The sequence below is a fragment of the Caballeronia sordidicola genome (genome assembly GCF_002220365.1).
GTDB lineage: Bacteria > Pseudomonadota > Gammaproteobacteria > Burkholderiales > Burkholderiaceae > Caballeronia > Caballeronia sordidicola_C.
The window spans coordinates 51,212-73,917 of record NZ_MTHB01000278.1 but is presented as its reverse complement, the minus strand read 5'-3'; the positions used below and the strand labels follow the sequence as shown (position 1 = coordinate 73,917).

General features: G+C 59.6%; 23 protein-coding genes and 2 pseudogenes. 10 read left to right on the top strand and 15 right to left on the bottom strand.

What is annotated here, in order from left to right; all coding sequences use genetic code 11:
* Positions 1-27 precede the first annotated feature (27 nt).
* A complete protein-coding gene (locus tag BSU04_RS40450; protein WP_089165806.1) occupies positions 28-522 on the top strand; it encodes a nucleoside deaminase in 495 nt (164 codons plus the stop codon).
* Positions 523-608: 86 nt separating this feature from the next.
* On the opposite strand, the gene BSU04_RS40445 is transcribed toward BSU04_RS40450, so the two are convergent.
* The 4 genes and pseudogenes from BSU04_RS40445 to BSU04_RS48330 all read right to left on the bottom strand — a co-directional run bounded on the left by BSU04_RS40445 (position 609) and on the right by BSU04_RS48330 (position 4,015).
* Positions 609-2,153, bottom strand: a complete 1,545-nt coding sequence (locus tag BSU04_RS40445; RefSeq protein ID WP_089165950.1) for a methyl-accepting chemotaxis protein — start codon at positions 2,151-2,153, stop codon at positions 609-611.
* Between the two features lie 391 nt (positions 2,154-2,544).
* Positions 2,545-2,751, bottom strand: a pseudogene (locus BSU04_RS40440) (lycopene cyclase family protein); the annotation flags it as partial.
* A 53-nt stretch (positions 2,752-2,804) separates the two neighbouring features.
* On the bottom strand, positions 2,805-3,674 hold the full coding sequence (locus BSU04_RS40435; protein WP_089165805.1) for an MBL fold metallo-hydrolase: 870 nt from the start codon (positions 3,672-3,674) through the stop codon (positions 2,805-2,807).
* 23 nt (positions 3,675-3,697) lie between these two features.
* The gene (locus BSU04_RS48330; protein WP_256983839.1) at positions 3,698-4,015 is read right to left on the bottom strand and encodes a hypothetical protein; all 318 of its coding nucleotides are present in this window, start codon (positions 4,013-4,015) and stop codon (positions 3,698-3,700) included.
* A gap of 749 nt (positions 4,016-4,764) precedes the next feature.
* Here BSU04_RS48330 and BSU04_RS48325 point away from each other — a divergent pair.
* On the top strand, positions 4,765-5,019 hold the full coding sequence (locus tag BSU04_RS48325; RefSeq protein ID WP_089165803.1) for a hypothetical protein: 255 nt from the start codon (positions 4,765-4,767) through the stop codon (positions 5,017-5,019).
* Between the two features lie 618 nt (positions 5,020-5,637).
* Here the strand turns inward: BSU04_RS48325 and BSU04_RS40420 are convergent.
* The 4 genes from BSU04_RS40420 to BSU04_RS40405 all read right to left on the bottom strand — a co-directional run bounded on the left by BSU04_RS40420 (position 5,638) and on the right by BSU04_RS40405 (position 8,733).
* Entirely contained in the window at positions 5,638-6,324 is a 687-nt protein-coding gene (locus BSU04_RS40420; RefSeq protein ID WP_089165802.1) for a glycine zipper 2TM domain-containing protein, read from the bottom strand.
* A 218-nt stretch (positions 6,325-6,542) separates the two neighbouring features.
* The gene (locus tag BSU04_RS40415; protein WP_089165801.1) at positions 6,543-6,752 is read right to left on the bottom strand and encodes a hypothetical protein; all 210 of its coding nucleotides are present in this window, start codon (positions 6,750-6,752) and stop codon (positions 6,543-6,545) included.
* Between the two features lie 247 nt (positions 6,753-6,999).
* The gene (locus tag BSU04_RS40410) at positions 7,000-8,343 is read right to left on the bottom strand and encodes a type II toxin-antitoxin system HipA family toxin (RefSeq protein WP_089165800.1); all 1,344 of its coding nucleotides are present in this window, start codon (positions 8,341-8,343) and stop codon (positions 7,000-7,002) included.
* A 12-nt stretch (positions 8,344-8,355) separates the two neighbouring features.
* A complete protein-coding gene (locus BSU04_RS40405) occupies positions 8,356-8,733 on the bottom strand; it encodes a helix-turn-helix domain-containing protein (protein ID WP_306427258.1) in 378 nt (125 codons plus the stop codon).
* Between the two features lie 400 nt (positions 8,734-9,133).
* Here BSU04_RS40405 and BSU04_RS40400 point away from each other — a divergent pair, with 400 nt between their 5' ends.
* Positions 9,134-10,429 carry a sugar efflux transporter gene (locus BSU04_RS40400; RefSeq protein WP_089165799.1) on the top strand — a complete coding sequence of 432 codons (1,296 nt, stop codon included), beginning with the start codon at positions 9,134-9,136 and terminating at the stop codon, positions 10,427-10,429.
* 22 nt (positions 10,430-10,451) lie between these two features.
* Here the strand turns inward: BSU04_RS40400 and BSU04_RS40395 are convergent, their stop codons facing one another.
* The 3 genes from BSU04_RS40395 to BSU04_RS40385 form a co-directional block, all read right to left on the bottom strand.
* The gene (locus BSU04_RS40395) at positions 10,452-10,631 is read right to left on the bottom strand and encodes a hypothetical protein (protein ID WP_089165798.1); all 180 of its coding nucleotides are present in this window, start codon (positions 10,629-10,631) and stop codon (positions 10,452-10,454) included.
* 227 nt (positions 10,632-10,858) lie between these two features.
* Positions 10,859-13,150 carry an FdhF/YdeP family oxidoreductase gene (locus BSU04_RS40390; protein ID WP_089165797.1) on the bottom strand — a complete coding sequence of 764 codons (2,292 nt, stop codon included), beginning with the start codon at positions 13,148-13,150 and terminating at the stop codon, positions 10,859-10,861.
* Between the two features lie 277 nt (positions 13,151-13,427).
* Positions 13,428-13,925 (bottom strand): hypothetical protein, encoded by a 498-nt coding sequence (locus tag BSU04_RS40385; RefSeq protein ID WP_089165796.1) that lies wholly within the window; start codon positions 13,923-13,925, stop codon positions 13,428-13,430.
* Positions 13,926-14,176: 251 nt separating this feature from the next.
* On the opposite strand from BSU04_RS40385, the gene BSU04_RS40380 reads away from it, so the two are divergent.
* From BSU04_RS40380 to BSU04_RS40360, 5 genes and pseudogenes are all read left to right on the top strand, one after another.
* Positions 14,177-14,596, top strand: coding sequence for a hypothetical protein (locus BSU04_RS40380; RefSeq protein ID WP_089165795.1), 420 nt, complete (start codon positions 14,177-14,179; stop codon positions 14,594-14,596).
* The gene (locus BSU04_RS40375) at positions 14,593-15,045 is read left to right on the top strand and encodes a DUF2442 domain-containing protein (protein ID WP_089165794.1); all 453 of its coding nucleotides are present in this window, start codon (positions 14,593-14,595) and stop codon (positions 15,043-15,045) included. The genes BSU04_RS40380 and BSU04_RS40375 overlap by 4 nt, the downstream gene beginning before the upstream one ends.
* A 411-nt stretch (positions 15,046-15,456) precedes the next feature.
* Positions 15,457-16,152, top strand: a complete 696-nt coding sequence (locus BSU04_RS40370; RefSeq protein ID WP_089165793.1) for a glycosyltransferase — start codon at positions 15,457-15,459, stop codon at positions 16,150-16,152.
* 72 nt (positions 16,153-16,224) lie between these two features.
* On the top strand, positions 16,225-16,494 hold the full coding sequence (locus BSU04_RS40365) for a type II toxin-antitoxin system Phd/YefM family antitoxin (protein ID WP_441300084.1): 270 nt from the start codon (positions 16,225-16,227) through the stop codon (positions 16,492-16,494).
* Between the two features lie 56 nt (positions 16,495-16,550).
* Positions 16,551-16,802: pseudogene (locus BSU04_RS40360) on the top strand (type II toxin-antitoxin system RelE family toxin); the annotation flags it as partial.
* Here BSU04_RS40360 and BSU04_RS40355 read toward each other — a convergent pair.
* The 4 genes from BSU04_RS40355 to BSU04_RS40340 all read right to left on the bottom strand — a co-directional run bounded on the left by BSU04_RS40355 (position 16,788) and on the right by BSU04_RS40340 (position 21,438).
* Positions 16,788-17,375 (bottom strand): nucleotidyltransferase family protein, encoded by a 588-nt coding sequence (locus BSU04_RS40355; protein WP_089165792.1) that lies wholly within the window; start codon positions 17,373-17,375, stop codon positions 16,788-16,790. The pseudogene BSU04_RS40360 and the gene BSU04_RS40355 sit on opposite strands and share 15 nt — an antisense overlap.
* Positions 17,376-17,497: 122 nt before the next feature.
* Complete coding sequence (locus BSU04_RS40350) at positions 17,498-19,726, bottom strand: xanthine dehydrogenase family protein molybdopterin-binding subunit (RefSeq protein WP_089165791.1); 2,229 nt, start codon at positions 19,724-19,726, stop codon at positions 17,498-17,500.
* A complete protein-coding gene (locus BSU04_RS40345) occupies positions 19,723-20,712 on the bottom strand; it encodes an FAD binding domain-containing protein (protein WP_089165790.1) in 990 nt (329 codons plus the stop codon). Before BSU04_RS40345 ends, BSU04_RS40350 begins: the two co-directional genes overlap by 4 nt.
* A 9-nt stretch (positions 20,713-20,721) precedes the next feature.
* Positions 20,722-21,438 (bottom strand): 2Fe-2S iron-sulfur cluster-binding protein, encoded by a 717-nt coding sequence (locus tag BSU04_RS40340; protein ID WP_089165789.1) that lies wholly within the window; start codon positions 21,436-21,438, stop codon positions 20,722-20,724.
* Between the two features lie 468 nt (positions 21,439-21,906).
* On the opposite strand from BSU04_RS40340, the gene BSU04_RS40335 reads away from it, so the two are divergent.
* Complete coding sequence (locus BSU04_RS40335; RefSeq protein WP_089165788.1) at positions 21,907-22,194, top strand: AbrB/MazE/SpoVT family DNA-binding domain-containing protein; 288 nt, start codon at positions 21,907-21,909, stop codon at positions 22,192-22,194.
* Positions 22,191-22,529 (top strand): type II toxin-antitoxin system PemK/MazF family toxin, encoded by a 339-nt coding sequence (locus BSU04_RS40330; protein ID WP_089165787.1) that lies wholly within the window; start codon positions 22,191-22,193, stop codon positions 22,527-22,529. The genes BSU04_RS40335 and BSU04_RS40330 overlap by 4 nt, the downstream gene beginning before the upstream one ends.
* Positions 22,530-22,706: the final 177 nt, after the last annotated feature.

The following is a 22,706-nucleotide window of genomic DNA, read 5'->3' as shown; positions in this document are numbered from 1 at the left end:
CACCTTTTAAAAAAAAGGCCCAGGACCATGCTCGAACACGCAAGCGAACGCGATATGGCGCAGTTGCGCGAGGTTATCGCGTTGTCGGAGAAGTCGAAACGCGATGGGCGGCATCCGTTCGCGGCGCTGATAGCCGATGAAGACGGTCACGTGGTTGCAAGCGCAGGAAACAATTCGATGCCACCCCTGGGCGATCCGACCCAGCATGCTGAACTGCGCGCCGCGGCTCAGGCAGCGAAAGATCTCACGCCGGAGCAATTGCTGAAGTGCACGCTTTATACGAATGCCGAACCGTGTTGCATGTGCTCCGGTGCGATCTATTGGTGCAACATCGGGCGCGTGGTGTACGCCATGTCGGAGCGGCGCTTGCTGGAGATTACCGGCGATCACCCCGAGAACCCGACGTTCTCGCTGCCGTGCCGCGAAGTTTTTGCGCGAGGGCAAAGGAAGGTGAGCGTGGTTGGACCGCTTATTGAAGATGAAGCGGCGGTCGTGCATGATGGATTCTGGAAGCGCGAATAATGCGCAGTTAAATGGTGCTTGGCGATCAAAGACGAAAGGGCCATGCGAATGGCCCTTTCGTTCGTCATGAAACCAATGACACTCGCTCAAGCCGGCAGCGAAAAGCTCCCTATCGCTTCACGCAGCACATCGACCTGATCCTTCAGCGAATGCGCCGCCGCTGCAGCTTCTTCCACCAGCGCCGCGTTCTGCTGCGTCACTTGATCCATTTCGCCCACTGCTCGGTTTACCTGTTCGATACCCGCGCTTTGCTCATTCGAAGCGTGGCTGATTTCATCGAGGATCTCGTTCACTCGGCGCACCGAACTCACGATTTCACCCATCGTCGCGCCGGCGTTCGACACCAGCGACGCACCTTCTTTCACCGTCTCCGTCGATGTCCCGATCAGCGCCTTGATCTCCTTCGCTGCAGTCGCCGAGCGTTGCGCAAGACTGCGCACTTCCGCCGCCACCACCGCGAACCCGCGCCCTTGTTCGCCGGCGCGCGCCGCTTCCACTGCCGCGTTCAGCGCCAGGATGTTGGTCTGGAACGCGATGCCATCAATCACGCCGATGATGTCGCCAATCTGCTTCGAGCTTTCCGTAATGCGCGTCATGGTGTGAATGACCTTTTCGACCACGCCGCTGCCGCGCTGGGCTACGTCGGCGGCTTCGCCGGCCAGCTTGGCGGCTTGCGTCGCGCTGTCGGCGTTCTGCTTCACGTTAGCCGTCATCTCGTCCATGCTCGACGCGGTCTCGACCAACGCGGCGGCCTGCTGCTCGGTGCGTTGCGACAGGTCGGTATTCCCCGCTGCGATCTCCGATGCTCCAACGTTGATGTTCTCGGTCCCGGTGCGCACACGCGTGACCGTTTCCACGAGGCCGCTCTGCATCTCGCTCAGCGCGAACATGAGGCTATGCGAATCGCCGTCGGCAAGCGGCACATGCGTGGTCAGGTCGCCGCGCGCAATGCGTTGTGCTGCGCTCACAGCAATCGACGGATCGCCGCCGAGTTCACGCTTGATGCTGCGTAACACCAGCAGCATGACCAGCGACGCGAGCACGCCGAGCACAGCGGTGATCGCGAACCAGCGCCATGCGCTCGCATAGAACGCGGCGTTGATGTCGTCGGTGTACATGCCGGTCACGATGAACCAGTCCCACGGCACGAAGTGCTTCGCGAAACTCATCTTCGGCACGGGGACTTCGCTGCCGGGCTTCGACCACAAATAATTGACAAAACCACCCTCGGGCGATGAACTGCCGGCGTTGACAATGTTGACGAACAGCTTGTTACCTGCTGGGTCGGTGAAGTTGGCGAGGCTTTGCCCGTTCATCGCAGGCTTGATCGGATGCATGATCATCTTTGACTGCGAGTCGTTGACCGAGATGTAGCCGTCGGTGCCGTAACGCATCGAAGAAAGCACTTCGAGCGCACGTTTTTTCGCTTCGTCTTCGGAGATCGTCTTGTTCGCGGCGAGACTCTGGAAATGAGCCGTGGCGGTCATGCCTTCGGCAACCAGCGCTTTCAATTGTTCACGGCGATCGTCCATGGTCGATGAACGGCTTTGCCACGCCCCTATAAATCCGATCGCGATCAGTCCGAGCCATAGCACGGCGATCATCGATCCGAGCTTCTGATTCAATGTCATTTTCTTCATGTTTGCGCCGTCGCCTAATGTTGAACCGTATGATTGAATGTGCGGCGTCAGGCGTTGCCTAACGCTATGCCTGACTCCTTTACGGCAAAGCGGTGGCGGAATGTAGGGGTGGGATAACCCGTACTAAGAAATCAAGTACGTTATTTAAGCACGTACGTGTCCGAATATTCATCAGACAATAGAGTTGTTCGATGCACTCATGCTTGAGGTTTCATCGGCCCGGCGAGCTATTCCCGGCCCTTCAACATGCCGTTCCAGTAGAGCCACGGGAGGACGGTAGTCTTCAGATGCCAGGCGAGGGCGCGCGGCACGGTCGGATCAAGCGGGAAGGACGGCAGCAACTTGCCGCCGTAACCAAATTCCGCCACACGGACGACATCGGCCGCACGGTGTCATCTATGTTGAAAGCACCGCCGCCGACCAGCGTCCACGCAGGCTGATAGAAATGCCGGTCGCCCGGCTCGATGATCGCGATGCGAAGATCAGGCCGCCGGCGCAGCAAGCTCGCCGTCACGCCGATACCCGCGGCGCCACCGCCAATAACCACCACGTCGAAGGTTTCCGTGTTGCCTGAAGATGCCGCATTCATGCTCACTGCGATACCTTTGCTTCGAAGCTCATTGTTCTCTACCTGCCAAGACATCAAAACGCATTCAGTGGAAGCTTCAGATAACTCACGCCGTTGGATTCGGACGGTGGAAAAACGCCCGCCCGGATGTTCAGTTGAATTGAGGGGATGATCAGCGCCGGTGGTCCAAGCGTCGCGTCACGTGCCGTGCGCATGGCGACGAATTCGCCGACCGTGATGCCATCGCGGACGTGGATGTTCGCTGCACGCTGCTCGCCGACCGTGGTTTCCCAACGGGTTTCGCGGCCATCGGGCGGATAGTCATGGCATGCAAACAGACGTGTTTGCGGCGGCAAATCCAGCAGTTTTCCAATCGATTCGTATAACGTACGGGCGTCGCCACCGGGGAAATCGCAGCGCGCCGTGCCAACGTCCGGCATGAACAAGGTGTCGCCCATGAATGCCATGCCATCAAACAGGTAGGCGACATCGGCCGGCGTGTGACCGGGAACGTGCATCACTCGGCCGGTCAGTGTACCGACCTGGAATGTGTCGCCATCGGCGAACAAGTGATCGAAAAGCGCGGGGTCTGACGACATCGGCGACATCGCTGGTTCAAGATTGAAGAGCCGCTCGAACACCGCCTGCACCGACCGGATATGTTCGCCGATAGCAATGGCGCCGCCCACTTGTTTCCGGAGATACGCCGCAGCCGAGATGTGATCGGCGTGGGCGTGCGTTTCGAGCAACCATTGCACCTGCAAGTCCTGCTCGTTCACGAAACGGATCACGCGATCCGCCGAATGCGTCGAGGTGCGGCCGGATTGCGGTTCATAGTCGAGCACCGCGTCGATTATCGCGCATGGTGAACCCGCTGCCTCATAGACCACATAGGTGACGGTTGAGGTTGCCGGGTCCGGGAATGCTTGAACGCAGGGTGTCATCGCGTGCTCCAAAAATAACAAAATCAGCTCGGGCAACTGTGCAGCAAGGTGGCCACGGCGCGCAAATCCGGCGTCAGCGGCCGGTCGCGATCGTGGAACGCAACCTTGCCGAGCAGCGCAGCGTAAAGACCTACGGCGGCCGGGGACAGTGTGAAGTCCGGTTGCTGTTGCTTGCGCAAATCGATCGCACGACCCGCGTGAATCAGCTCGGTACGCAGCAGCGTAAAGCGGTTGTCGATCTGCTGTTTCACCCGTTCCACCACGCGCGGTGCATTGGTCGCAATGTCCCCGATGTCATCGATGTCACCCGCCACCGGCAGGTAGTCCATGGATACCGGCATGGCCAGTTCCCTGTTTTCCATGGCCAGCACGGCCGGCGTTTTTCTATTGCGCCGAACGCATGCACGGTTTGATCAGTGCAGAGAAAGCGCGACAAGCCGGGCATATGCGGATCGTTCCGCTTGATGATACGTTGCGCTGAAGCTAACGAGTTATGAGCAAGGACAAGACTCGTCTCTTCGAACGACAATACCCGCGACAATGGCTCCGAATTCGCGCTTGGCAGCACGGCGCCGGTCACGCCGTTGATCTTCACATAACCGCGCGAATCCTCCGCACGTGCCGAGTGCGGCGTGACGCCTACCGCAACGCCGGGGTTGTCGTCATGGCTACAAATGCTTCTGCCCTCTCAAGTCCGAATCCCCCGTGCCGATAAACAAACATGGCGAGCGAGCGCTGATTTAAACCATCGCTTCAAAGCCGTGGCGTGTCGCCCGGTGCTGTCCCCTTCGCGACAAAGTGTTGCGATTTTGCCTACAACCCTCCCAAACGGGCGATCCAGGCATAGAGTTAAAGTGTTTTATCAAGTTCAGGTTGCGGTGCGGGAGGTGTGTCATGAAGCGCAGGACAGCTAGGCAACTTGTTGCTCAACTTGCCGATTTAAGTTATTTGGCGCGGTGCAGCGCACTGAGGGCATCGGCGGCGAGCAGGACTATAGGTCAAAGCCCGGATGAAGAAATGAGGCGGACCGCGGACAGCATCAAGCCCGTGCGAGACGGAGTCGAGCAGGAGTTGTTTGCCGGAGCAGCACATGAAATCCACGCATGAATATTCGCTACGTACACAGGTTGACAAATGGCTGGCTCCCGGCCTCTCCACACCGGTGCGTGTCACCGAATTCAGCCGCACGCGCTTGGGGGGAAGGCGGTATGTGTGTGTAGAAACAGCATTGCCGCTTGGATCTCGCGCGTTGCTTTTTTTTCGACATGATGACGGCTGCTGGTGTGTATTCCCGCCCGCGTTAGATCGGCCTAATATGACTATGGGACGTTTCTCCGAGCATTGACCGGCGTTTTAAACGTATTGAGGGACGCGTCAATAGTTCGGTATGCTTATTTCGTTAAGCTGCGGGCATGAAAATCATTGGTGACCAGACGACAGCGAGACGACAACGAGACGACAGCGGCTAAGACGGCGGAAGACTGATAAGCGGAAAGAAGGAGGGTTATGCCAGAAACGACAGCATCGTTATACGCCAACCCCTTAATTAGCGGAAGCGGATGAGCCCATGTCGCCGCGCGAATGCGCGTTCGAACCCCGAGCTGCTGCTTTCCGTGAACTCAAAAGTCCAACGTTGGGAGAGACACCATGTACATCGGGCTGCTGGTTTCGCAGGTTCGGCAGGTTCAGGAAGTTCACTACCATCCTGACGAAGAATTGACGATCGATGTTCGGCCCCCGCACCGGCTCGCATTCTGGCAAAGAATCAGACGCCTGTTCGGGTGAAGGGTGTCTGCGGGAGAGTCGTCTACTGAGTATTAAAACGTCGCAGCGATGCTTGCAAAAGCCGTTTCAACCACCGGGAAGAAACGCATTCGCTGCGGCGTTCGCCTGGGGCGTTCAGCTCACCGGGTCAAGTTCGACGTTCGAGGTTTTCATCTCACGCCCCCGCCAACGCAGTGACTCACGATGCAGTCAGCGAGTCACCAGCAACATGCACGCGTTGTCCGGTCTGGAGCCCCGGATCTGTCTGGTAACTGAAGTTGCGATAACTACCGTCTTCCATCCTGACCTGCACATCGTAGGTGGTTGCTTTGTGCACCGCCTGCTCCACCGTGTTGCCCGCCAGGCCCCCGCCAAGCGCACCGACTATGGTCGCGGCCGTGCGCCCATGGCCGTTGCCAATCTGAGTACCGGCAAGACCGCCCAGCACAGCGCCGCCCAACGCGCCCAGGCCCGTGGTGGGCTCCGCAGTCCTGACCGCGTTAATGGAAACGACCTGGCCGGCGTACGGGTCCACGGCGGGAGCGGCCGGGAACGCCGGTCCAGCGGGCACGCGATTGATCTCATTCGATGCATAGTTTTGCGGCGCCGGGGCGACGGTGTGATGGTGAGTCACGGGGCGAGCCGGCGCCGCGCTTGATGCTTGTGGCTGCACATTGGGCTTTAGCCCGTTCAAGGAATCGCTGGGCTGCGTATCGATAAGTGAAGGTGCGCTCACTGCAGCCGGAACGGCCTTCGACGAGGGGAGAATCCCGGTCAAAGCAGCGACACCAACACTGCTGACCACAATGACCGCAACGGCTGCTGCTGCAATCAACGGGTGAATACGGCTACGTGGTGACTCTGACAGATTCGGATTGGCGCTCACGGCAATCTCCTGGGTGGATGCGTCCCTATACAACGCATCTGCTGGATTGCACGCTTACTGGTAGCTTGTTAGAAATGTAAGCAATTGTCGGGATGGACAAGGGCTTGGACGATGCCAGGGAGATCGTGTCAGGCACGGTCGATTCTTCAAGCGCTTCGCTGTCGAACAGGCAGGGTCAGTGACGTGGGAGATCCAGCATGTCCGGGCGCGATGCAGGATCAGCGAGCGTCACCATTGGAGGTCGGCTCGACGATCGATTGATTCGCAGCCTTGCGCTCGCCATTGGTGGCCCGCGATTGCCGCGGACGGTCCCGATCATATGTCGCGTTCTGTTGCACCACGCGGTCTAGCGCTCTTTGACCATCGGCTTGGACGGCAATCGATACGGTGGGCAGGATCAGGATCGAAGCGGCGATGACCACGGACATAAGGGACCACGCATTTCATGCAAAACGTTGCGCGAGTCGAGGAAGATAAGTCGCGTCGACCCTTGCACTTCAGGCCGCCTACAGGAGAAATAGCCACGCAGAACATTGAACAATCTCATTGTTCATGATGGCGTCTCTGTGTAAAGCCTTTATGACAAGCCTAGACGGAAATACGTAATGAAGCCTTGGCAAATATCCGGCGAGTCGGTCGAACGCACCGCTCGGGAATGGCAAGCTGCCGGGCTTGTTATCCGGCATCCTCGGCGAGCTCGGGCCGCAACATGACACGACCCAGTAGCTTGCGGGCCTGGTCCGTCTGGACATGCTCAAAGGCATCCTCGAAGTCATCGAGCTCCTGAGCGCCAAGTCCAACCTCGGGCGTAACGGCTACCTGCCGCCAGTCCATTACCGCGTCAAGGACTTCCCCAAGGATCACCTTGGCCTGCGCGTCGGTCAGCGAAAAATAGGCGCACGTATCCAGAAGCATCTGGACTGACTCGATGGGGCCCGCATCTTCCGTGAGCCAGGTCTTGGACTCTCGTACCTTGCCGGGCATCGGGTTCACGTCGAACGCCGGCGAGATGCGCCACAGGTCGTTGCCGTCGTATAGAAAACCGAGGTTCTGCAGATGGTCGTCGGTGTTGGTGATAAGCAGGTTAAAAACCAGGCGGCGCCAGAGTTCTCGCGCGTCGTCGTCCGGATGCGAGCATTTCTGCTGCATGACATCGACGATCTCGGTGTAGGCGTGGACATTCTGCCGCGAGGCCTGAAGCATGGATGCAGCCGAGAGGTAAGGGATGCGCAGGTCGCCGTCCTCCCGGTCAAACCGTTCGATGATGGCGACTGGCGTGTCATTCAAGGTGACGCACCGGGCATTGGCCGTCGTAATGCCGGCTCGGCGCGCGAGCTTGAGCGCCAGCACTTCGGCCCGGGTGATGTTGATGGTGTCATTGACACTTGGAAACTTGCCGATGGCGAGCTTGCCGTTTTCATCCAGTACGGTGCATTTGGGCCGCATCCCGCCGAGCGAGGTGCCTTTGCCTTGCAAGTAGCGCAGGTCCTCGTCGGTTTCCCTGGTCGTCTCGACCGCGCGCGTGGCCTTGTACATGCGTTCGAGCTCGATCATTGGCGGCGTCGTGCGCCGGCCTTCATCAACCGTCCTCAGATAGATCCCTGCGTTGCAAAGGCGAAGCGCGCCGATGCGGCTGAAGTCGTCCACGGCACACAGATAGTCGAGCTCGTTCAGAGGGAGGAGGCGAGGATTGTCCTTGCGCGCCTTGGCGTGGATCCGGTTGATGACGCGACGCCCCCATGCGTCAGGGGCCGTGTCGGCCAGTGCGAAGTGAAACACCGAGTCCACGGGGTTGGGTGCACGTCGCGGTTGATAACCCTGTTCGAGAGGCAGGTCAGGGGAGACTTCAAACCGGTCGGGGTTGGCCAGCCAGGTTTCGTCATAAGCGAACTGCGACACTTCGCGCCGCCCCTGGCTGACGTAGTTCAGATGGCCGACAAGCGTACCCGCGGCGCCGAGGTGAACCTCCAGGGCCGTGCTGATACCGGGCTTGCCGGACCTGGGAGCTTTGCTTTTCATTCACTTATGCCGTTAGAACGCTTTGGTGGTTTTTTTAGCGGTTCGCACCCGCTGCGGCAACTTTTCATCCATCAATGCGAGGCCGATATCGTCTTGGCCACTGTCGAGGAGGTCATTGAGCCGCTGTAGCTCACCAAAAAAGTGGAGCGCTCGCACGAGGAAATGCAGCTGCACGTGCGGATCACCGTTCTCCATGCGCTTGACGGTATTGAGTCCGGCGCCGATACGGGTGGCGAGCGCTTGCTGCGTCAGCCCTCTACGGCGGCGCGCGCGATTGAGGTCTTCGCCGAGCTTCGCGAGTGACCGCTGCACAGGAATGGGAAGCGGTTTACCTGCTTTACGGACTCCAGCAGGGCTTTTAATGGGTTTAGTAGACTCCATGTGGGCCATTATAGCAGTTCGAGAACAGTGACATAAATTTTAACGTTTAAAGTACCCTATATGGACTTTAAAACGGTTTAATGGTCCTTATGAGGGCCTTTATTTTGATCTAGTTCGGCAGCAGCTTTATGAGCAACCTGGCTGAAATCGTCGTCCCGTTCGCCTCCGTCCCCGCCCCGGTAGCACAGAAGGGCCACTGCCATGCGCGATTGCATGCACCGGCAATGACCCGCTTTCGTTGCGAACCTCCAGATCGGTTTCGTTTAGCTCGGAACAGGTTTTAGTCTGCAACCAAAAGAAAACGTCATTGAAAAAAACGTGAGCGCGTGTTTAAGTGCCTGCTGAACGTCGTTTTTCTCGCTCGCCACGAGCGTCACGCGACGGACCTTGGCCGCCAACGTGAATTTCAATGAACGCCGTATTCAAGACTTTTCTCGCGCTAATTCGTCTTCCCGGTTATCCCGGCATTTCCCTCGCGATGTTCCTGTCAGGCATCGCATCCTCATTCGCGGTGCCGTACACGTCGCTGTTCGGCGCGACCGAGGCGCACATGACGCCGGTTCGGCTAGGCATCTTCATGACGCTGACCGCGGTGAGCAGTGTGATCGTGAGTACGTATCTCGGACGTATCGCCGATCGCCGGACCGACAAAAAACGCATCGTGCTGCTGTCCATCGCGGGGTCGGCGCTGGGTTATGCATTGCTGTGCGTCACGCGCAACTATGTGTTGCTGACGATCTTCGGCTGTGTCTTCCTGAGCATCGGCGCGGCGGTGTTCCCGCAACTTTTCACGTTCGGCAAAGCGAGGCTGCACGCGGAAGGCATCGAACATACCGAATTGCCGATGGCGACGTTGCGCACCACGCTTTCCTGCGCCTGGGTGTTCGGCCCGGCGGTGGGCGCAATCGTGCTGGGTGTATCGGGGTTTAACGGACTGTTTTTGTCGGCGGCGGGGGCGTTTGCAGTGGCGGGTTTCATCGTGCTGTGCATGCGCGAACCCAAGACCTACGACACCTTCGAAGCCGCCGATAAAACCAGCAGCGAAATTCCGCCGCAAGGCAAAAACGCGCATGTATATGCCGCGCTGGTGAGTTTCACGCTGATCGGCATGGGCTCGGCGATCGCGACCATCATGCTGCCCGTGCTGATTGTCGATCAGTTGCACGGCACCACCGCGCACGTCGCGCAGATGGTCGGCCTTGGCGCGTTCGCCGAGATTCCGATGATGCTTTTTCTTGGCGGCGCATCCCGGCGCATCAACAAGGCGAACATGATCGCGTTCGCGTCGCTGTCGCATATCGTGTATTTCGCGGGCATCGCGCTCGCGCCAAACCTGTGGGTGCTCGTGCCGCTACAGATCCTTAACGCCGTCGTGGTCGCTGTGACGTCATGTCTCGGCATGTCGTACTTTCAGGAACTGATGCCCGGCGCGCTGGCTCGGGCGACCACGCTGTTTTTCAACACCATGCGCACCGGCTCCGTGCTGGCGGGCGTGGCGTCCGGATTCGTGGCGGCGACGTGGGGTTATCGCGCAGTGTTCGTGTTTTGCGTGTTGCTGGCATCTACTGCGTCGGTCGTGCTGTTCATTTTCAACTATCAACGAGGAACGAAGATTTTCTCCGATCCCGCCCTGGAACCCGTTGCCGAGGGCAGCGCGGTTATCACAGTCGTCGCCGTTGGCGAGCGAACGCAGACCGCGCCATAACGATGGTTGCTAGCGAGTCTATTCAGACCGGATGCCCGTCCGGCGGCGCGTCGGGATGCTGCGGCTCCTCCGGCCGATGCCCGGGCGATGGCGGCGAGAGCGGGTCTGCCTCGGGATCGCGGTTTGGATCGGCGAGCGGGTCAGGGATCGGGTTCGTCTGCATGTCGTATCGCGCGTACTGCAAGTGGTTCACGTGGTTCATGAGTGGCCTCGGTTTGTTCTGTCGCCGACAATTAATGTCGTGTTCTCCAGCATAGGCGCATGCGGACTGAAAGGCAGGCCCGCAAACCTCGAAGTGCAATTTAAATCCGGCGGGCACCGTGCGGGCAACGGTTCGCGCCTGATGACTGGTGTCTCGCGGTCCGATGACAATTAAAGGAGTGCCGCTTTCATGCCCGGCACGTCCCTTACGTTAGCTCCAGACGACCTTCAAGCCGCCATTTTTCGTAGCCGCACGGGAACCGCCTTGGCCGCCGGCACCTTGCTGCGCTTCGCGTGATGCGACACGGGAATCAGACGATTGCACTCCGGGTAATAGCCCATCACGCAGCCGGCGGGGATGTCGAACGCATGCACGCGCAAGCCGCCCAGTTCGCGCAGTACCTCGTCCTTCGAGACCGTGATTGCCGTGACCGCATCGTTTTCAGCGAAGCCCAGCCGGGTCATGTCGTCCTTGTTCATCAGCAGCACGTCACGCGTGTCATACACGCCGCGAAAACGGTCATCGAGTGCGTACACGGTCGTATTGAACTGACTGTCGCCGCGCGTGGTCATCAGGCGTAGCGTGCGTTCGCCCTCGAAGTCCATATCGGGGTCTTCACCGAAACCATCCGGCACGATGAAGTTCGCCTTACCGGTTTTTGTTTTCCACTCGCGTTTCGCGGCCGGCAACGGCCGATGAAAACCGCCAGGCTGCGTCATGCGCCGGTTGAAATCCTTGAACTGCTCCGGGTAGGTGCGCTCGATGGCCTCACGAACCAGCCCGTAATCGCCTACCCACGCATCCCAATCGACATTCGGGTTCGCCGGCAGGATTGCCTTCGCCAGCCCGGCGACAATAGCCGGCTCCGACAACAAGTGTTCACTCGCCGGCTCAGTCATTCCTTTCGATGCGTGTATGCACGCCGTGCTGTCCTCCACGGTCACCGTCTGCTCGCCGCTCGCCTGCCGGTCCACCTCGATCCGGCCAATACACGGCAGCAAGTAAGCCGCGCGTCCGTGCACGATATGGCTACGGTTAAGTTTGGTCGCGATCTGCACGGTGAGCGGCAGTTTCTTCCACGCCGGGTCCATCACGCCGTGATCGGGAATTGCGCGCGCGAAATTGCCGCCGAGTCCGATGAACGCATCGAGATTGCCGTCTCTGAGCGCTTCGCAGGTATCAACGGTGGTCAAGCCTGTTTCCTGGGGCGGCTCGAATTGATACAGCTCCTTGAGCTTGTCCATGGGGACGAGCGCAGGTTTTTCGGTGATGCCCACGGTACGCTGCCCCTGCACGTTCGAGTGACCGCGAATCGGGCAGATCCCGGCTCCCTTCTTGCCGATATTGCCGCCAAGCAGCATCAGGTTCGTCAGCATCTGCACGGCAAGCACGCCCTCCCGATGCTGCGTGATGCCCATGCCATACAAGATGATCACGGCCTTCGCGCGTGCATATTCGGTCGCGGCCGCTTCGAGCGCGGAGCGTGTCAGCGCCGACATCGACTCGATTTCTTTCCAGTCCGCAGCCCGCATGGCGTCAGCGAAGGCATCGAAACCGTGCGTATGTTCCGCAATGAAACTCGCATCGAGCACACGCGGTTCGTTCGCCGCCCGGGCTTGGTCGTCGGCTTCTATCAACGACTTGCAAATGCCCGTGATCGCCGCTATGTCTCCGCCGATCTTCACCTGATGGTATTGCGTGCTGATGCAGGTTTGCTCGGCCGAGAGCATTTCCTTGGGCGACTGCGGATTCGCAAAGCTCACCAGCCCGCGCTCGCGCAATGGGTTGAACGTGATGATCTGCGCATTGCGTTTTCTCGCTTCTTGAAGCGGATGCAGCATGCGAGGCGCGTTTGTGCCGGTGTTGTGGCCGAAGAAAAACAGGCAGTCGGTGTGTTCGAAGTCCTCGAGCGTTACCGTTCCGACCGGCACGCCGATGGTGTCGGGCAACGCCACCGACGTGCTCTCATGGCACATGTTCGAACTGTCCGGCAGGTTATTGCAGCCGTATAAACGGGCAAGCAGCGCGTACATGTAGGAGGTTTCCAGCGACGCGCGGCCCGACGCGTAGAACACCACGCGTTTCGGATCGAAGCCATGGAGCTTTTCGCCGATTTCATCGAAGGCTTGTTGCCACGGGATGGGCAGATAGCGATCGGTCGCGGCGTCGTAGCGCATAGGGTGGGTCAGCCGGCCTTGCGACTCGAGCTCGATATCAGTCCAGGCTTCCAGCGCGGCGACGGTGTGATTGTCGAAGAACTCGGGCGTCGCGCGTTTGGTCGTGATTTCCCAGGCGGTGGCTTTTGCGCCGTTTTCGCAGAACTCGAAAAGATGCGGATCGGCTGGTTTAGCCCACGAGCAACTCACGCACGCAAAACCATCCGGTTTGTTCTGCTTAAACAACACCCGCGTGCCGTTCACGGCGACGTGCTCTTGCACAAGTATCGATGAAACGGCTTTGACCGAGCCCCAGCCGCCTGCCGGGTGGTCGTATTGCTCGATGCGAGGTTGTTTGCTCATGGCTGTGTTGCTCCGCGGGTGAACAGGGGGCGAACGACGAGAATGCGTTCGCGGGCGGAATTCATTCAGCAAGAAACAGGCTCGACGCGCGCGTACAAAAATGAAAGCCGCCGGCCCGCGAATGCGGGGCGGCGGCTTTCAGAGTGGTGAACACCTGGATTTTCACCGGTGAACGTCGATTTTTGCAATGCCTTATGCAATGTCCTTCGTGCCGTCTTTCGTCGCAGTTAATGCTGTGTCGTGCGGCGGCGCTATTGTGCGGTGGAAGGCACGACCATCAGCTTTCTGCCGGTTCCAGACCTTCAACTTGCGGCTTGAATGCATCGGCGCGAAGACGAATTTCTTCCGCTTCCACGGTCACGAACGTCCGGTTGTCGGCGGCGAGGGCGTTTTGATACGAAATGCCTTCCGGCACACGATGCAGCAGCGCACGCAGTTCGCCCTGAGTGGTCTGTTCGACGGGTTCGTAGTTGTAGAGCCGCAGCGTGAGTTCTGTGCGCTCGTGCAGCAGGAACAGGCACGCCGCGAACACCGCCACGCCGACCACTTCCTGGGCACCAAAACTGAAGTCGTTGGGAATGGACGAGAACGGCAGCATGGCGACAGCGATCACGCCCGCGATAGCCAGCGCGATGGTGGCATGGAGAAAGAACTGCGCGCGGCCGACGATGCGATCGTGTTCCGCTTTGAGCTGCCCGGCGGATCTCGGAACGAGCGCCGCATGGCCTTGTTTTTGTCGACGTTGCTGAAGTGCTGAAAGCGGAAGGGCGGCCATGGAGTCGGTTGCCTTGGAAATCGTCGCCAGGATTGGCGCTGTCCACGGGTTAACGCCAAGCTTTCAGGAAAGTTGACTCAGGTTACGTGTTGTTTCAGTTGCATCTCCAAAATGTGTCGGGCGGTTTTACTCGTTAGCCGTTTGGACAGCTATCAAAGGTCGGGTCCTCGTGTGTAATATTTACCACACCCGGACGCTTACTCGCCAATAGTTGTAAGCAACCTTCGCATAAACAAGGGAGAATAAAATCGATGAAAGTAGGTCAATATAAGGGGAGGCGAATCGCTGTGCTCACACGAGACGAGCATTGTCCGCCGCATGTGCATCTGGATGGGGGCGACTGGTCCGCCCGGTTTGAATTTTCGTTCTGGCACAACGGGGTAAGTCTGTTGGATGTGATTCCGGATACAGCGCGGGTGCCTTCTCAGGTGAAGAGTGACGTCATCGCCATCATTAAAGGACGCTTGCCCGTGGCAAGGGAAAGTTGGATGGAAGCTATAAAAAACACGTGCCTGGAAAATCAGGCGTGGGACGACGCAAAACAGTATGTTGTGAAGCCAAATCTGGCGGGAAGGACGCTGGTTAACATCCAGGCGGGAACGTATGATCCTGCGCAGCGTCTGACCGTGTTGCACTTGGCAGACCGAACGCAAGTAGGGATCAAGTTATGAAAATCATCAATGCGCCTGACGAGAAACCTGTCGATCTCGACAAGGGACCCGACACGCTTTTCGTTTTGGAGCGTCGTCCGGCTGGCGCAATGTTCAAGCTCAAAGCTGCTTTCGAGACTATCCAGAGCGCCTGGCATGGTTCTCTTTCCAGCTCAGTTCCCAGTGTTGCGGAGGGTGTGAAGTATCTTCCAGACGAGGCGGTGATCATGATTCATTTCCCGCGTGGAAAGAGTGTCGTGATCCCGGTGGACCAGATATCGGAATTGGACGACGTTCCCGCTGACGCGCTTTCGTCAATTGCGCTGTCTTTTGCTGGTACGGCGCTCACCTTGATAGACCACAATATCGACATTTCCGTTCAGGGACTACTAAAGTCCCGTCAAGGTAAGGATGGCTCAGGGTTGCCGGAAGACCGGTTCAACGGAAACGCCGCGAAGCACTTCGGTTGAGCCCGAAGTCTGCAAGCCTCGGTGGCGGTATCGGTTAGCAAAAGTCCAAATTCGAATTCCTCACCGCCTGTACGCTGGTCAAGTTCCAGCTAGGGGTTGCCAACAAATTTCACGATCGGATGGACTATTGAGTCGTCCGAGGCCGTTTTTCTGTGAAACGGCCTTCTCGCTGAACATGCTAAGCCGACTAACTTGTTGCTTCGTTTTGTGAATGCGGGTGTGCTTCAGGCGCGCTACGCAGTCCAAGTATTGCCCCGCGCTTCAACTGTCGACTCCGTCCAATGTTCGTTTGCCCACACTTCGCCTGGGCGCCGGCAGACCTTTCAATTCGCTGGGAATAGCCATTGCTGTGTCCTTTGGCAACTGTGTCCGGGCAATCCGGACGCCCAAAATGCGAAGGGAGAGACCAACATGCTTGGCATCATCATTCCGGCTCACAACGAAGCGGGGCACATCGGGGCGTGCGTGAGCGCGGCAAAACGCGCGGCTAACCATTACGAATTGCTGGGGGAGGACGTGCGCGTGATCGTCGTCGTCGATCATTGCATTGACGACACTTTCGCCATCGCTGGCTCGCTCGGCGCCGACGTGCTCAGCGTGTCCGCGCGCAATGTGGGCGTGGCGAGGGCGGAGGGGGCGCGTTACGCGTTGTCGCTGGGCGCGCGCTGGCTGGCGTTCACTGACGCAGACAGCATCGTCGCCGATGACTGGCTGGTCAGGCAGCTCGATTGTCGCGCCGATGCAGTGTGCGGCGTGATCGCCGTCCACGATTGGTCGCCGCATCTGGCCGCTGTGCGGGAGCATTTCGCGCGCACTTATACCGATGCCGACGGCCATCGGCATATTCATGGCGCGAACATGGGGGTGTCAGCCGAGGCGTATGTGCGAGTGGGCGGGTTTGCACCGGTCGAGCATAACGAGGATGTAGCGCTGGTGGAGGCGTTGATTGCGAATGGGGCGTCGATTGCGTGGAGCGCGGCGCCGAGGGTGGTCACGAGTGCGCGTACGGACTTTCGCGCGCTGAAGGGGTTCGGTGCGACCCTGGTGGATGTGAGCCGGCGATGTTTTTTGTCGAAGACAGACGAGGACGGAGCGATGGCCGCTTGAGAGATGATGGGCGATTGGATGCGTGAGTGCGGCTATATTGTGGTCTCTAAAAAGAGCTAATATCAGGTCTTCTTGAAGATCATTTCGCTGGACAAGACCATGGAAGCTATTCACGCCACCCAATCAGTGGGGATTTCGGAGCTAAAGCTCAACCCGACCGCCGTCATCGAAAACGCGGGCGGCGGGGCGGTAGCCATTCTCAATCGCAACAAGCCGGTGGCGTACCTGCTGCCAGCCGACCAGTATGAAGCGCTGCTTGACCGGCTGAAGGACTATGAATTAGCCGACCTTGTCCGCGCAACGCAGAACAAACCGCTGGTCGAGGCCGACATCCACAAATGACTTACAAGCTGAGGTTCAGAATCAACACGGAAAAGGAGTGACGAAAGCTTGACGCCGAGACGCGACGGCAGTTCGCGCGGAAGCCGGACGAGAGGTTTGCGAACCCGAAAGTTCCAGCTTCGCGGCGACACGGAACGAAGGACTGCTACAAGATGAAGCTTCATACCCGAGGATTTAGGCTTGTCTATCGGGTACAGGACGAGATTGCTAAGGTTGTTGTCATCGCGGTTGGCAAACGCGACGACGGCGACGGCGACGTGTATGACGCAGCGGAAGATCGGTACCAGGAAATCTCAATGCAGCTGTAAATCCCCCGGTAAATCCACATCGCGCAAAATATTTGCGTCCTCAACATCGATGCGCTCGACCGCTTCCGACATAAACAGCGCCCGCGCGCCGGCATCGCCATCGAGCGCGCTAAGCGCGTCCAGCTGCATGGCGCCAAACCCCGCCGGATGTCCCCTTTGCCCGCGATAAAACGGCGCAACAATCGATGCCCCCGCGTCCAGCGATCGCGCCACCGCCTCGACCGTCCCCGGCTCGATCCACGGCATATCGCCCAGCGTGACCAGCCAGCCTTGCGCGTCCTGGGTCGCTCGAACTGCAGCGGCAAGCGTCGCGCCCATGCCGCGCTCGGCATCGATGGAAAACATCACGTCGCAGCCCGCTTCGTTCAACACCTCCGCCAGCTTTTCCGACCCCGGCCGCACCACTGCCACCACCCGTGACACCGCCGACAGCAATCGCCGAGCGGACTGGAATACGACCGGCGTGCCGTCAGGGAGCGTGGCGAGAAGTTTGTTGTGAAGACCGCTTGGGTCGAATCGGGAACCGTAACCGGCTGCCAGCACAATGCCGGTCGCACTCGATGAATAACTCATGGCCGGCTTCCTGATAGTAAGAAGCGTCGATTCTGACAAGCACCGAGGCATGCCGCAAGCACGAAAATAAACCGCGCGGCATGCACCGCAAATGCACCCGCACGGTTTTCCTGACAAAAACGTCAGACCGTTGTTTTCGGCATCACCTTGTCTAGCGTGATCGGCAAATCGCGCACCCGCACACCGGTCGCGTGATACACGGCATTCGCGATCGATCCGGCCACCCCCGTAATGCCGATCTCGCCAATCCCGCGCGCGCCGAGCGGGTTGATATGCGCATCGGGTTTGCCCAGCAAGGTGATGTCGAGCAAACCGATATCGGCGTTTACCGGCACGTGATACTCGGCAAGGTTGGCATTGGTGTAGCGGCCATAACGCGCATCGAGTTCGCTCTTCTCGGTCAGCGCGGAGCCGATGCCCCACACAAGGCCGCCCATCAACTGGCTATGAGCGGTCTTTTCGTTGAGCAGGCTGCCGACGTCGTATACCCCCACAATGCGCGGCACGCGGATTGTGCCCAGATCGGCATCGACGTGAACTTCCGTGAACACCGCGCCGAACGAGTGAAACGCGAACTGCTGTTTTTCATCGCCGGGCTTGGTGGTCGCCATCGCTTCAATCGGCTTGCCGCCGTTGCGCGCGATCACTGCGGCAGCCGGATCGCGCTTCGACGGATCAGCGCGGCTGATGATCCAGCCGTTGTCGACAGTGACATCGTCGGTGGAACCTCCGCTTAGCGGCGAACCCGAGTCCGCTATCGCCATGGCGATCAACTTGGCGCGCGCCTGCGACGCCGCCGCGCGCACGGCAGGCGATACGCTCGCCACCGACTGCGAACCGCCCGACACCGGCGCGTGCGGCAGCGACGAATCGCCGAGTGCGAACTCGACCTTATCCATCGGGAAGCCTAACGCGTCGGCGGCCACCTGCGTCATCACGGTATAAGTGCCGGTGCCGAGATCCTGCGTGCCCGATGCGACCATCGCCGTGCCGTCCGGCAAGATGCGCGCAATCGCGGATGCCTCGCTGCGGTTCGCCGGATAGGTTGCCGTCGCCATGCCAAGACCGATCAGCGTGTTGCCGTCGCGCATGGACCGTGGTTTCGGATTACGCCTCGACCAGCCGAATTTGTCGGCGCCAATCTGATAACACTCGCGCAAAGACTTCTCCGACCACGGCCTCTTTTCCTGCGGCTCCATCTCGGCATAGTTCTTCAGCCGGAAAGCGAGCGGGTCCATGTTCAGCTCGTACGCCATTTCATCCATCGCGGATTCGAGCGCGAACGAGCCACTCGTTTCTCCGGGCGCGCGCATGAACGTCGGTGTGCCGACATCGAGTTTCACCAGCTTGTGCGTGGTCGCCTGGTTCGGCACGGCATACAGCATGCGCGTGAGGATGGCTGAGCTCTCGTTCCAGTCTTCGAACGTCGACGTGGTCGAGATCACGTCATGGCGCATGCCGGTGAGCGTGCCGTCGTCGCGGGCCGAGATCTGGATATGCTGGTCTGTGAACGGCCGGTTGCCGACCATGCCGAACATCTGCGGACGCTCCAGCACGAGGCGAACCGGGCGGCCGGTTTGCTTCGCGGCCATGGCGGCGAGCACGACATGCGACCACGCGGAACCTTTGCATCCAAAGCCGCCGCCGACGAACGGGCAGAGCACGCGCACGTTCGCCTCTGGGATGCCGAGCGTTTTCGCCACCGCGCCGCGTGCGCCGGAGACACCTTGCGTTGCATCGTAGAGGGTGAGGTTTGGGCCATCCCAGCGAGCAAGCGTGGCGTGCGGCTCCATCGGATTGTGGTGTTCGTTCGGCGTGGTGTAGACCACGTCGAGTCGAGTAGGGCCCTGGAGCAGACCGGCAGCCACATCGCCGCGCTGTGTGTTGATTGGCCGGCCCATCATTTTTTCCGGCTGGTAAGCAGTGCCTTTCGCGCGCTGATAGTCCGCGTTCGGCGTCGCGGCTTCGTAACGAATCGATGCCTGGAGTTTGCGGGCGCCATCGGTTGCCCGTTCCAGCGTATCAGCAACGACTACGGCCACGGGCTCGTTGCTGTAGCGCACTTCGTCGGTTTGCAGGAGCGACAATCTGCGCACGGCCGGCGGCTCGGCATCGGGTTTGCCGCCATTGGGCAGGCGCATCGCGGTTTCGTGAGTCATCACGAGCAGCACGCCGGGCATGGCTTGGGTGCGCGCGGTATCCATTGAAGCGACCCTGCCATGCGCGATCGTGCTTGTCACCAGCACCGCATGGGCGAGCTTCGCTTCGGGGTTATCGGCGGAATATTTCGCCTGGCCCGTGACTTTCAGAAGACCGTCGGTGCGGTCGAGCGGTTGTCCAAGAACACTCATGCCACACCTCCTGCAGTCGACACCGCGCGGATAATCGCGCGCTGCGCCAGTTCGATCTTGAAGCCATTCTCGCGATAACTCCGCGCGTCGCGAACAGCAAGCGCCGCGGCGCTACGCAACGAGTCGCGCGATAACGGCTGGCCAGTGAGCGCTTGCTCACTCGCCGTGGCACGCCACGGTTTGTGCGCGACGCCACCCAGCGCAATGCGCGCCGTCCTCACGGTGTTGCCGTCCATCTGCAATGCGGCGGCCACCGAGACAAGCGCGAACGCGTAGCTCGCGCGGTCACGCACCTTCAGGTAATGCGAGTGCTGCGCGAACAACGGAGGCGGCAGATCGACGGACGTGATCAATTCGCCAGGCTGCAGCGTGGTATCGACTTCAGGATGATCGCCCGGTAAGCGATGAAACTCCGCGAACGCAATGGTGCGTTCACCCTGGGGGCCGTTCACGCGCACCACGGCATCGAGCGCGGCGAGTGCCACGTTCATGTCGGATGGATTCGTCGCGATGCATTGCGCGCTTGCGCCGAGGATGGCGTGGATGCGGCTGTTGCCTTCTATCGCTGCGCAGCCGCTTCCGGGGGTGCGTTTGTTGCATTGGGGAAAGCCGGTGTCATAGAAGTAATAACAGCGCGTGCGTTGCATCAGGTTGCCGCCAACGGTTGCCATGTTGCGCAACTGCGCCGATGCACCCGCGAGGAACGCCTGCGACAGCAGCGGATACCGTTCGCGAATCCATGCATGATTCGCGGCGTCGCTGTTGCGAACCAGCGCACCAATCCGCAGGCCGCCGTCGGGCAGCTCGCTCACCGTGTTCAGGCCGGCTATATGCGTGATGTCGACGAGCTTCACCGGCCGCGCGACTCCGCCTTTCATCAGGTCGAGCAGATTCGTTCCGCCGCCGATAAACGCGACACCCGGCTGCTGCGCTGCCTTGATCGCCGCGCTCACGTCAGTGGCGCGTTCGTAAGAGATGGCATCCATGTGGCGCTCCTAAGCTTTATTGATCGCGACGGTTTTCACCGCCGCGACAATGTTCGGGTACGCACCACAGCGACAGATATTGCCGCTCATGCGTTCGCGGATTTCATCGTCGGAGAGTTGGGGCGGACGGAAGCGGACATCGGCGGTCGCGGCGCTGGCGTCGCCGGCACGGAATTCGTCTATCAGCGCGGTTGCCGAACACAGTTGACCGGGCGTACAGAAACCGCACTGGAACGCGTCATGATCGATGAACGCCTTTTGTATCGGGCTGAGGGTGAGCGTCTGCGCGTTGGCGAGTCCTTCCACGGTGATGATTGATTCGCCCTCGTGCATGACGGCGAGCGTCAGGCACGAGTTGATGCGGCGACCATTCGCGATCACCGTGCACGCGCCGCATTGGCCCCGGTCGCAGCCTTTCTTCGTGCCGGTGAGGCTTGCGTATTCGCGCAATGCGTCCAGCAGGGTCGTGCGTGCTTCGAGTTGCATTTCGTAAGCGTGGCCGTTGATGGTCAGCTTCACGGGCATGAGCGGCGCGGCCGCGGAGGGCATTGTCGTTGGAGGCGGCGGTGCGGAAGTCGCTGCCGGTTGCTGCGCATGGGCGAGCGGCGCGGCGGTGACGGCTACCGCTGCTGCTGCGGATTGCAGGAACTTGCGGCGGGACGGTTTTATTGTTTCGTCCGATTCGGGGTCTGAGTCGCTGTTGTGGGGAACATTGATGTGGCGCATGGCGATATAAAGCTCCTCGCTCGATCGAGTTAGCGCAGAGTTTGGCTGGACGCGCCCGGAGAGAGTCGGCGTGTCTGGCTGACAGAGGCGCTGATGCCATTCGCTTGGGCATTGCGGAGTGCAAGCCAATGAGGCGAAGGGAGACGATGAGAGTCAGCAAATCCGGTGCCATCGATGAGGGCCGCGCTCTCGCGGTGCTTGCGATTCACGATTGCAGGTAAGGGCTACATTCATCGGTAAATCGGGGTGCTCGCAGTGAGGTTCATCGGGCTCGGGCGGGCTGTCCGGTTAGCTAACCGGCGGTTTACTCATTCATTGACTCGCTCAGTTGCAGGAGTCCAAGTGACTGCGCTATGCCGAACATGTACGGTCAGGAAGCTTGCAACTCGCCTGTATCGACGCGTTGACACTCTGTGCTGCAATATATAAAATCGATTGTAGCAACGTGTTGATACACAAGAGGGGCATATGGCAGTTCAAACTGTAAAACGATGGGGCAACAGCCTCGCCGTGCGCATTCCGTCCAATCTCGCTGCCGAAGCCTCGCTCATTGAAGGCCAGGAAGTCGATGTTGAGGTCCAGGACGGCCAACTGGTCGTGCGCGCACATAGCGCCATTCCGCGGTTCTCGCGCGAGCGCCTGATTCAGCAGTTTAAGGAGGGCAAGCTCCAACGCCACGACGAAATTGATTTCGGTGATCCGGTTGGTGATGAATGGGGGGGGCCGCAAGACCCGACACGTGAGGGTATCGAATGAAGAATGGAATACCGGACGCCGGCGACGTGGTCAGGTTGCACGTCGGCCCGTCCAAAGGCAATGAACAGGACGGCTATCGCGCGGTCCTGATCATCTCCGATTCAGTCGTGAATGAGATCACCGGCCGCTTCACCGGTCTGCCCATCACCTCCACTGTGAGAGAGTGGGCGACCGAGATTCCGCTCAAGAGCCTCAAGCGCCCAGGCGTGGCTCTCGTCGATCAGATTCGGAGTTGGAGCTACATCGCCCGAGAGGTCAACTTCAGGGGCGAAACCGTAACGGCGGAGGAACTCGGAGCGGCCAAATACGCGATTAAATCCTTCCTCCAACTGTGAGCTTACCGGGCTTGGAAACAAGCCCGTTTTGTCGAGAGAGGCGGCCAAGGGACAGCACCAGGCGCGGTGAATATAAATCAGTCAAAACAAAGCGCTTTCAAAATAACCGAAGGCGGCTTAAAGCTGGTGGTGACCGCACTAACCAGAAATGCAAACTGCCACCTTTTGGTGGCAGTT

Coding starts and splice junctions, on each gene's coding strand:
- BSU04_RS40450 (WP_089165806.1), top strand. CDS start 28: ATGCTCGAACACGCAAGCGAACGCGATATGGCGCAGTTGCGCGAGGTT.
- BSU04_RS40445 (WP_089165950.1), bottom strand. CDS start 2,153: ATGACATTGAATCAGAAGCTCGGATCGATGATCGCCGTGCTATGGCTC.
- BSU04_RS40435 (WP_089165805.1), bottom strand. CDS start 3,674: ATGACACCCTGCGTTCAAGCATTCCCGGACCCGGCAACCTCAACCGTC.
- BSU04_RS48330 (WP_256983839.1), bottom strand. CDS start 4,015: ATGCCGGTATCCATGGACTACCTGCCGGTGGCGGGTGACATCGATGAC.
- BSU04_RS48325 (WP_089165803.1), top strand. CDS start 4,765: ATGAAATCCACGCATGAATATTCGCTACGTACACAGGTTGACAAATGG.
- BSU04_RS40415 (WP_089165801.1), bottom strand. CDS start 6,752: ATGTCCGTGGTCATCGCCGCTTCGATCCTGATCCTGCCCACCGTATCG.
- BSU04_RS40410 (WP_089165800.1), bottom strand. CDS start 8,343: ATGAAAAGCAAAGCTCCCAGGTCCGGCAAGCCCGGTATCAGCACGGCC.
- BSU04_RS40405 (WP_306427258.1), bottom strand. CDS start 8,733: ATGGCCCACATGGAGTCTACTAAACCCATTAAAAGCCCTGCTGGAGTC.
- BSU04_RS40400 (WP_089165799.1), top strand. CDS start 9,134: ATGAACGCCGTATTCAAGACTTTTCTCGCGCTAATTCGTCTTCCCGGT.
- BSU04_RS40395 (WP_089165798.1), bottom strand. CDS start 10,631: ATGAACCACGTGAACCACTTGCAGTACGCGCGATACGACATGCAGACG.
- BSU04_RS40390 (WP_089165797.1), bottom strand. CDS start 13,150: ATGAGCAAACAACCTCGCATCGAGCAATACGACCACCCGGCAGGCGGC.
- BSU04_RS40385 (WP_089165796.1), bottom strand. CDS start 13,925: ATGGCCGCCCTTCCGCTTTCAGCACTTCAGCAACGTCGACAAAAACAA.
- BSU04_RS40380 (WP_089165795.1), top strand. CDS start 14,177: ATGAAAGTAGGTCAATATAAGGGGAGGCGAATCGCTGTGCTCACACGA.
- BSU04_RS40375 (WP_089165794.1), top strand. CDS start 14,593: ATGAAAATCATCAATGCGCCTGACGAGAAACCTGTCGATCTCGACAAG.
- BSU04_RS40370 (WP_089165793.1), top strand. CDS start 15,457: ATGCTTGGCATCATCATTCCGGCTCACAACGAAGCGGGGCACATCGGG.
- BSU04_RS40355 (WP_089165792.1), bottom strand. CDS start 17,375: ATGAGTTATTCATCGAGTGCGACCGGCATTGTGCTGGCAGCCGGTTAC.
- BSU04_RS40350 (WP_089165791.1), bottom strand. CDS start 19,726: ATGAGTGTTCTTGGACAACCGCTCGACCGCACCGACGGTCTTCTGAAA.
- BSU04_RS40345 (WP_089165790.1), bottom strand. CDS start 20,712: ATGGATGCCATCTCTTACGAACGCGCCACTGACGTGAGCGCGGCGATC.
- BSU04_RS40340 (WP_089165789.1), bottom strand. CDS start 21,438: ATGCGCCACATCAATGTTCCCCACAACAGCGACTCAGACCCCGAATCG.
- BSU04_RS40335 (WP_089165788.1), top strand. CDS start 21,907: ATGGCAGTTCAAACTGTAAAACGATGGGGCAACAGCCTCGCCGTGCGC.
- BSU04_RS40330 (WP_089165787.1), top strand. CDS start 22,191: ATGAAGAATGGAATACCGGACGCCGGCGACGTGGTCAGGTTGCACGTC.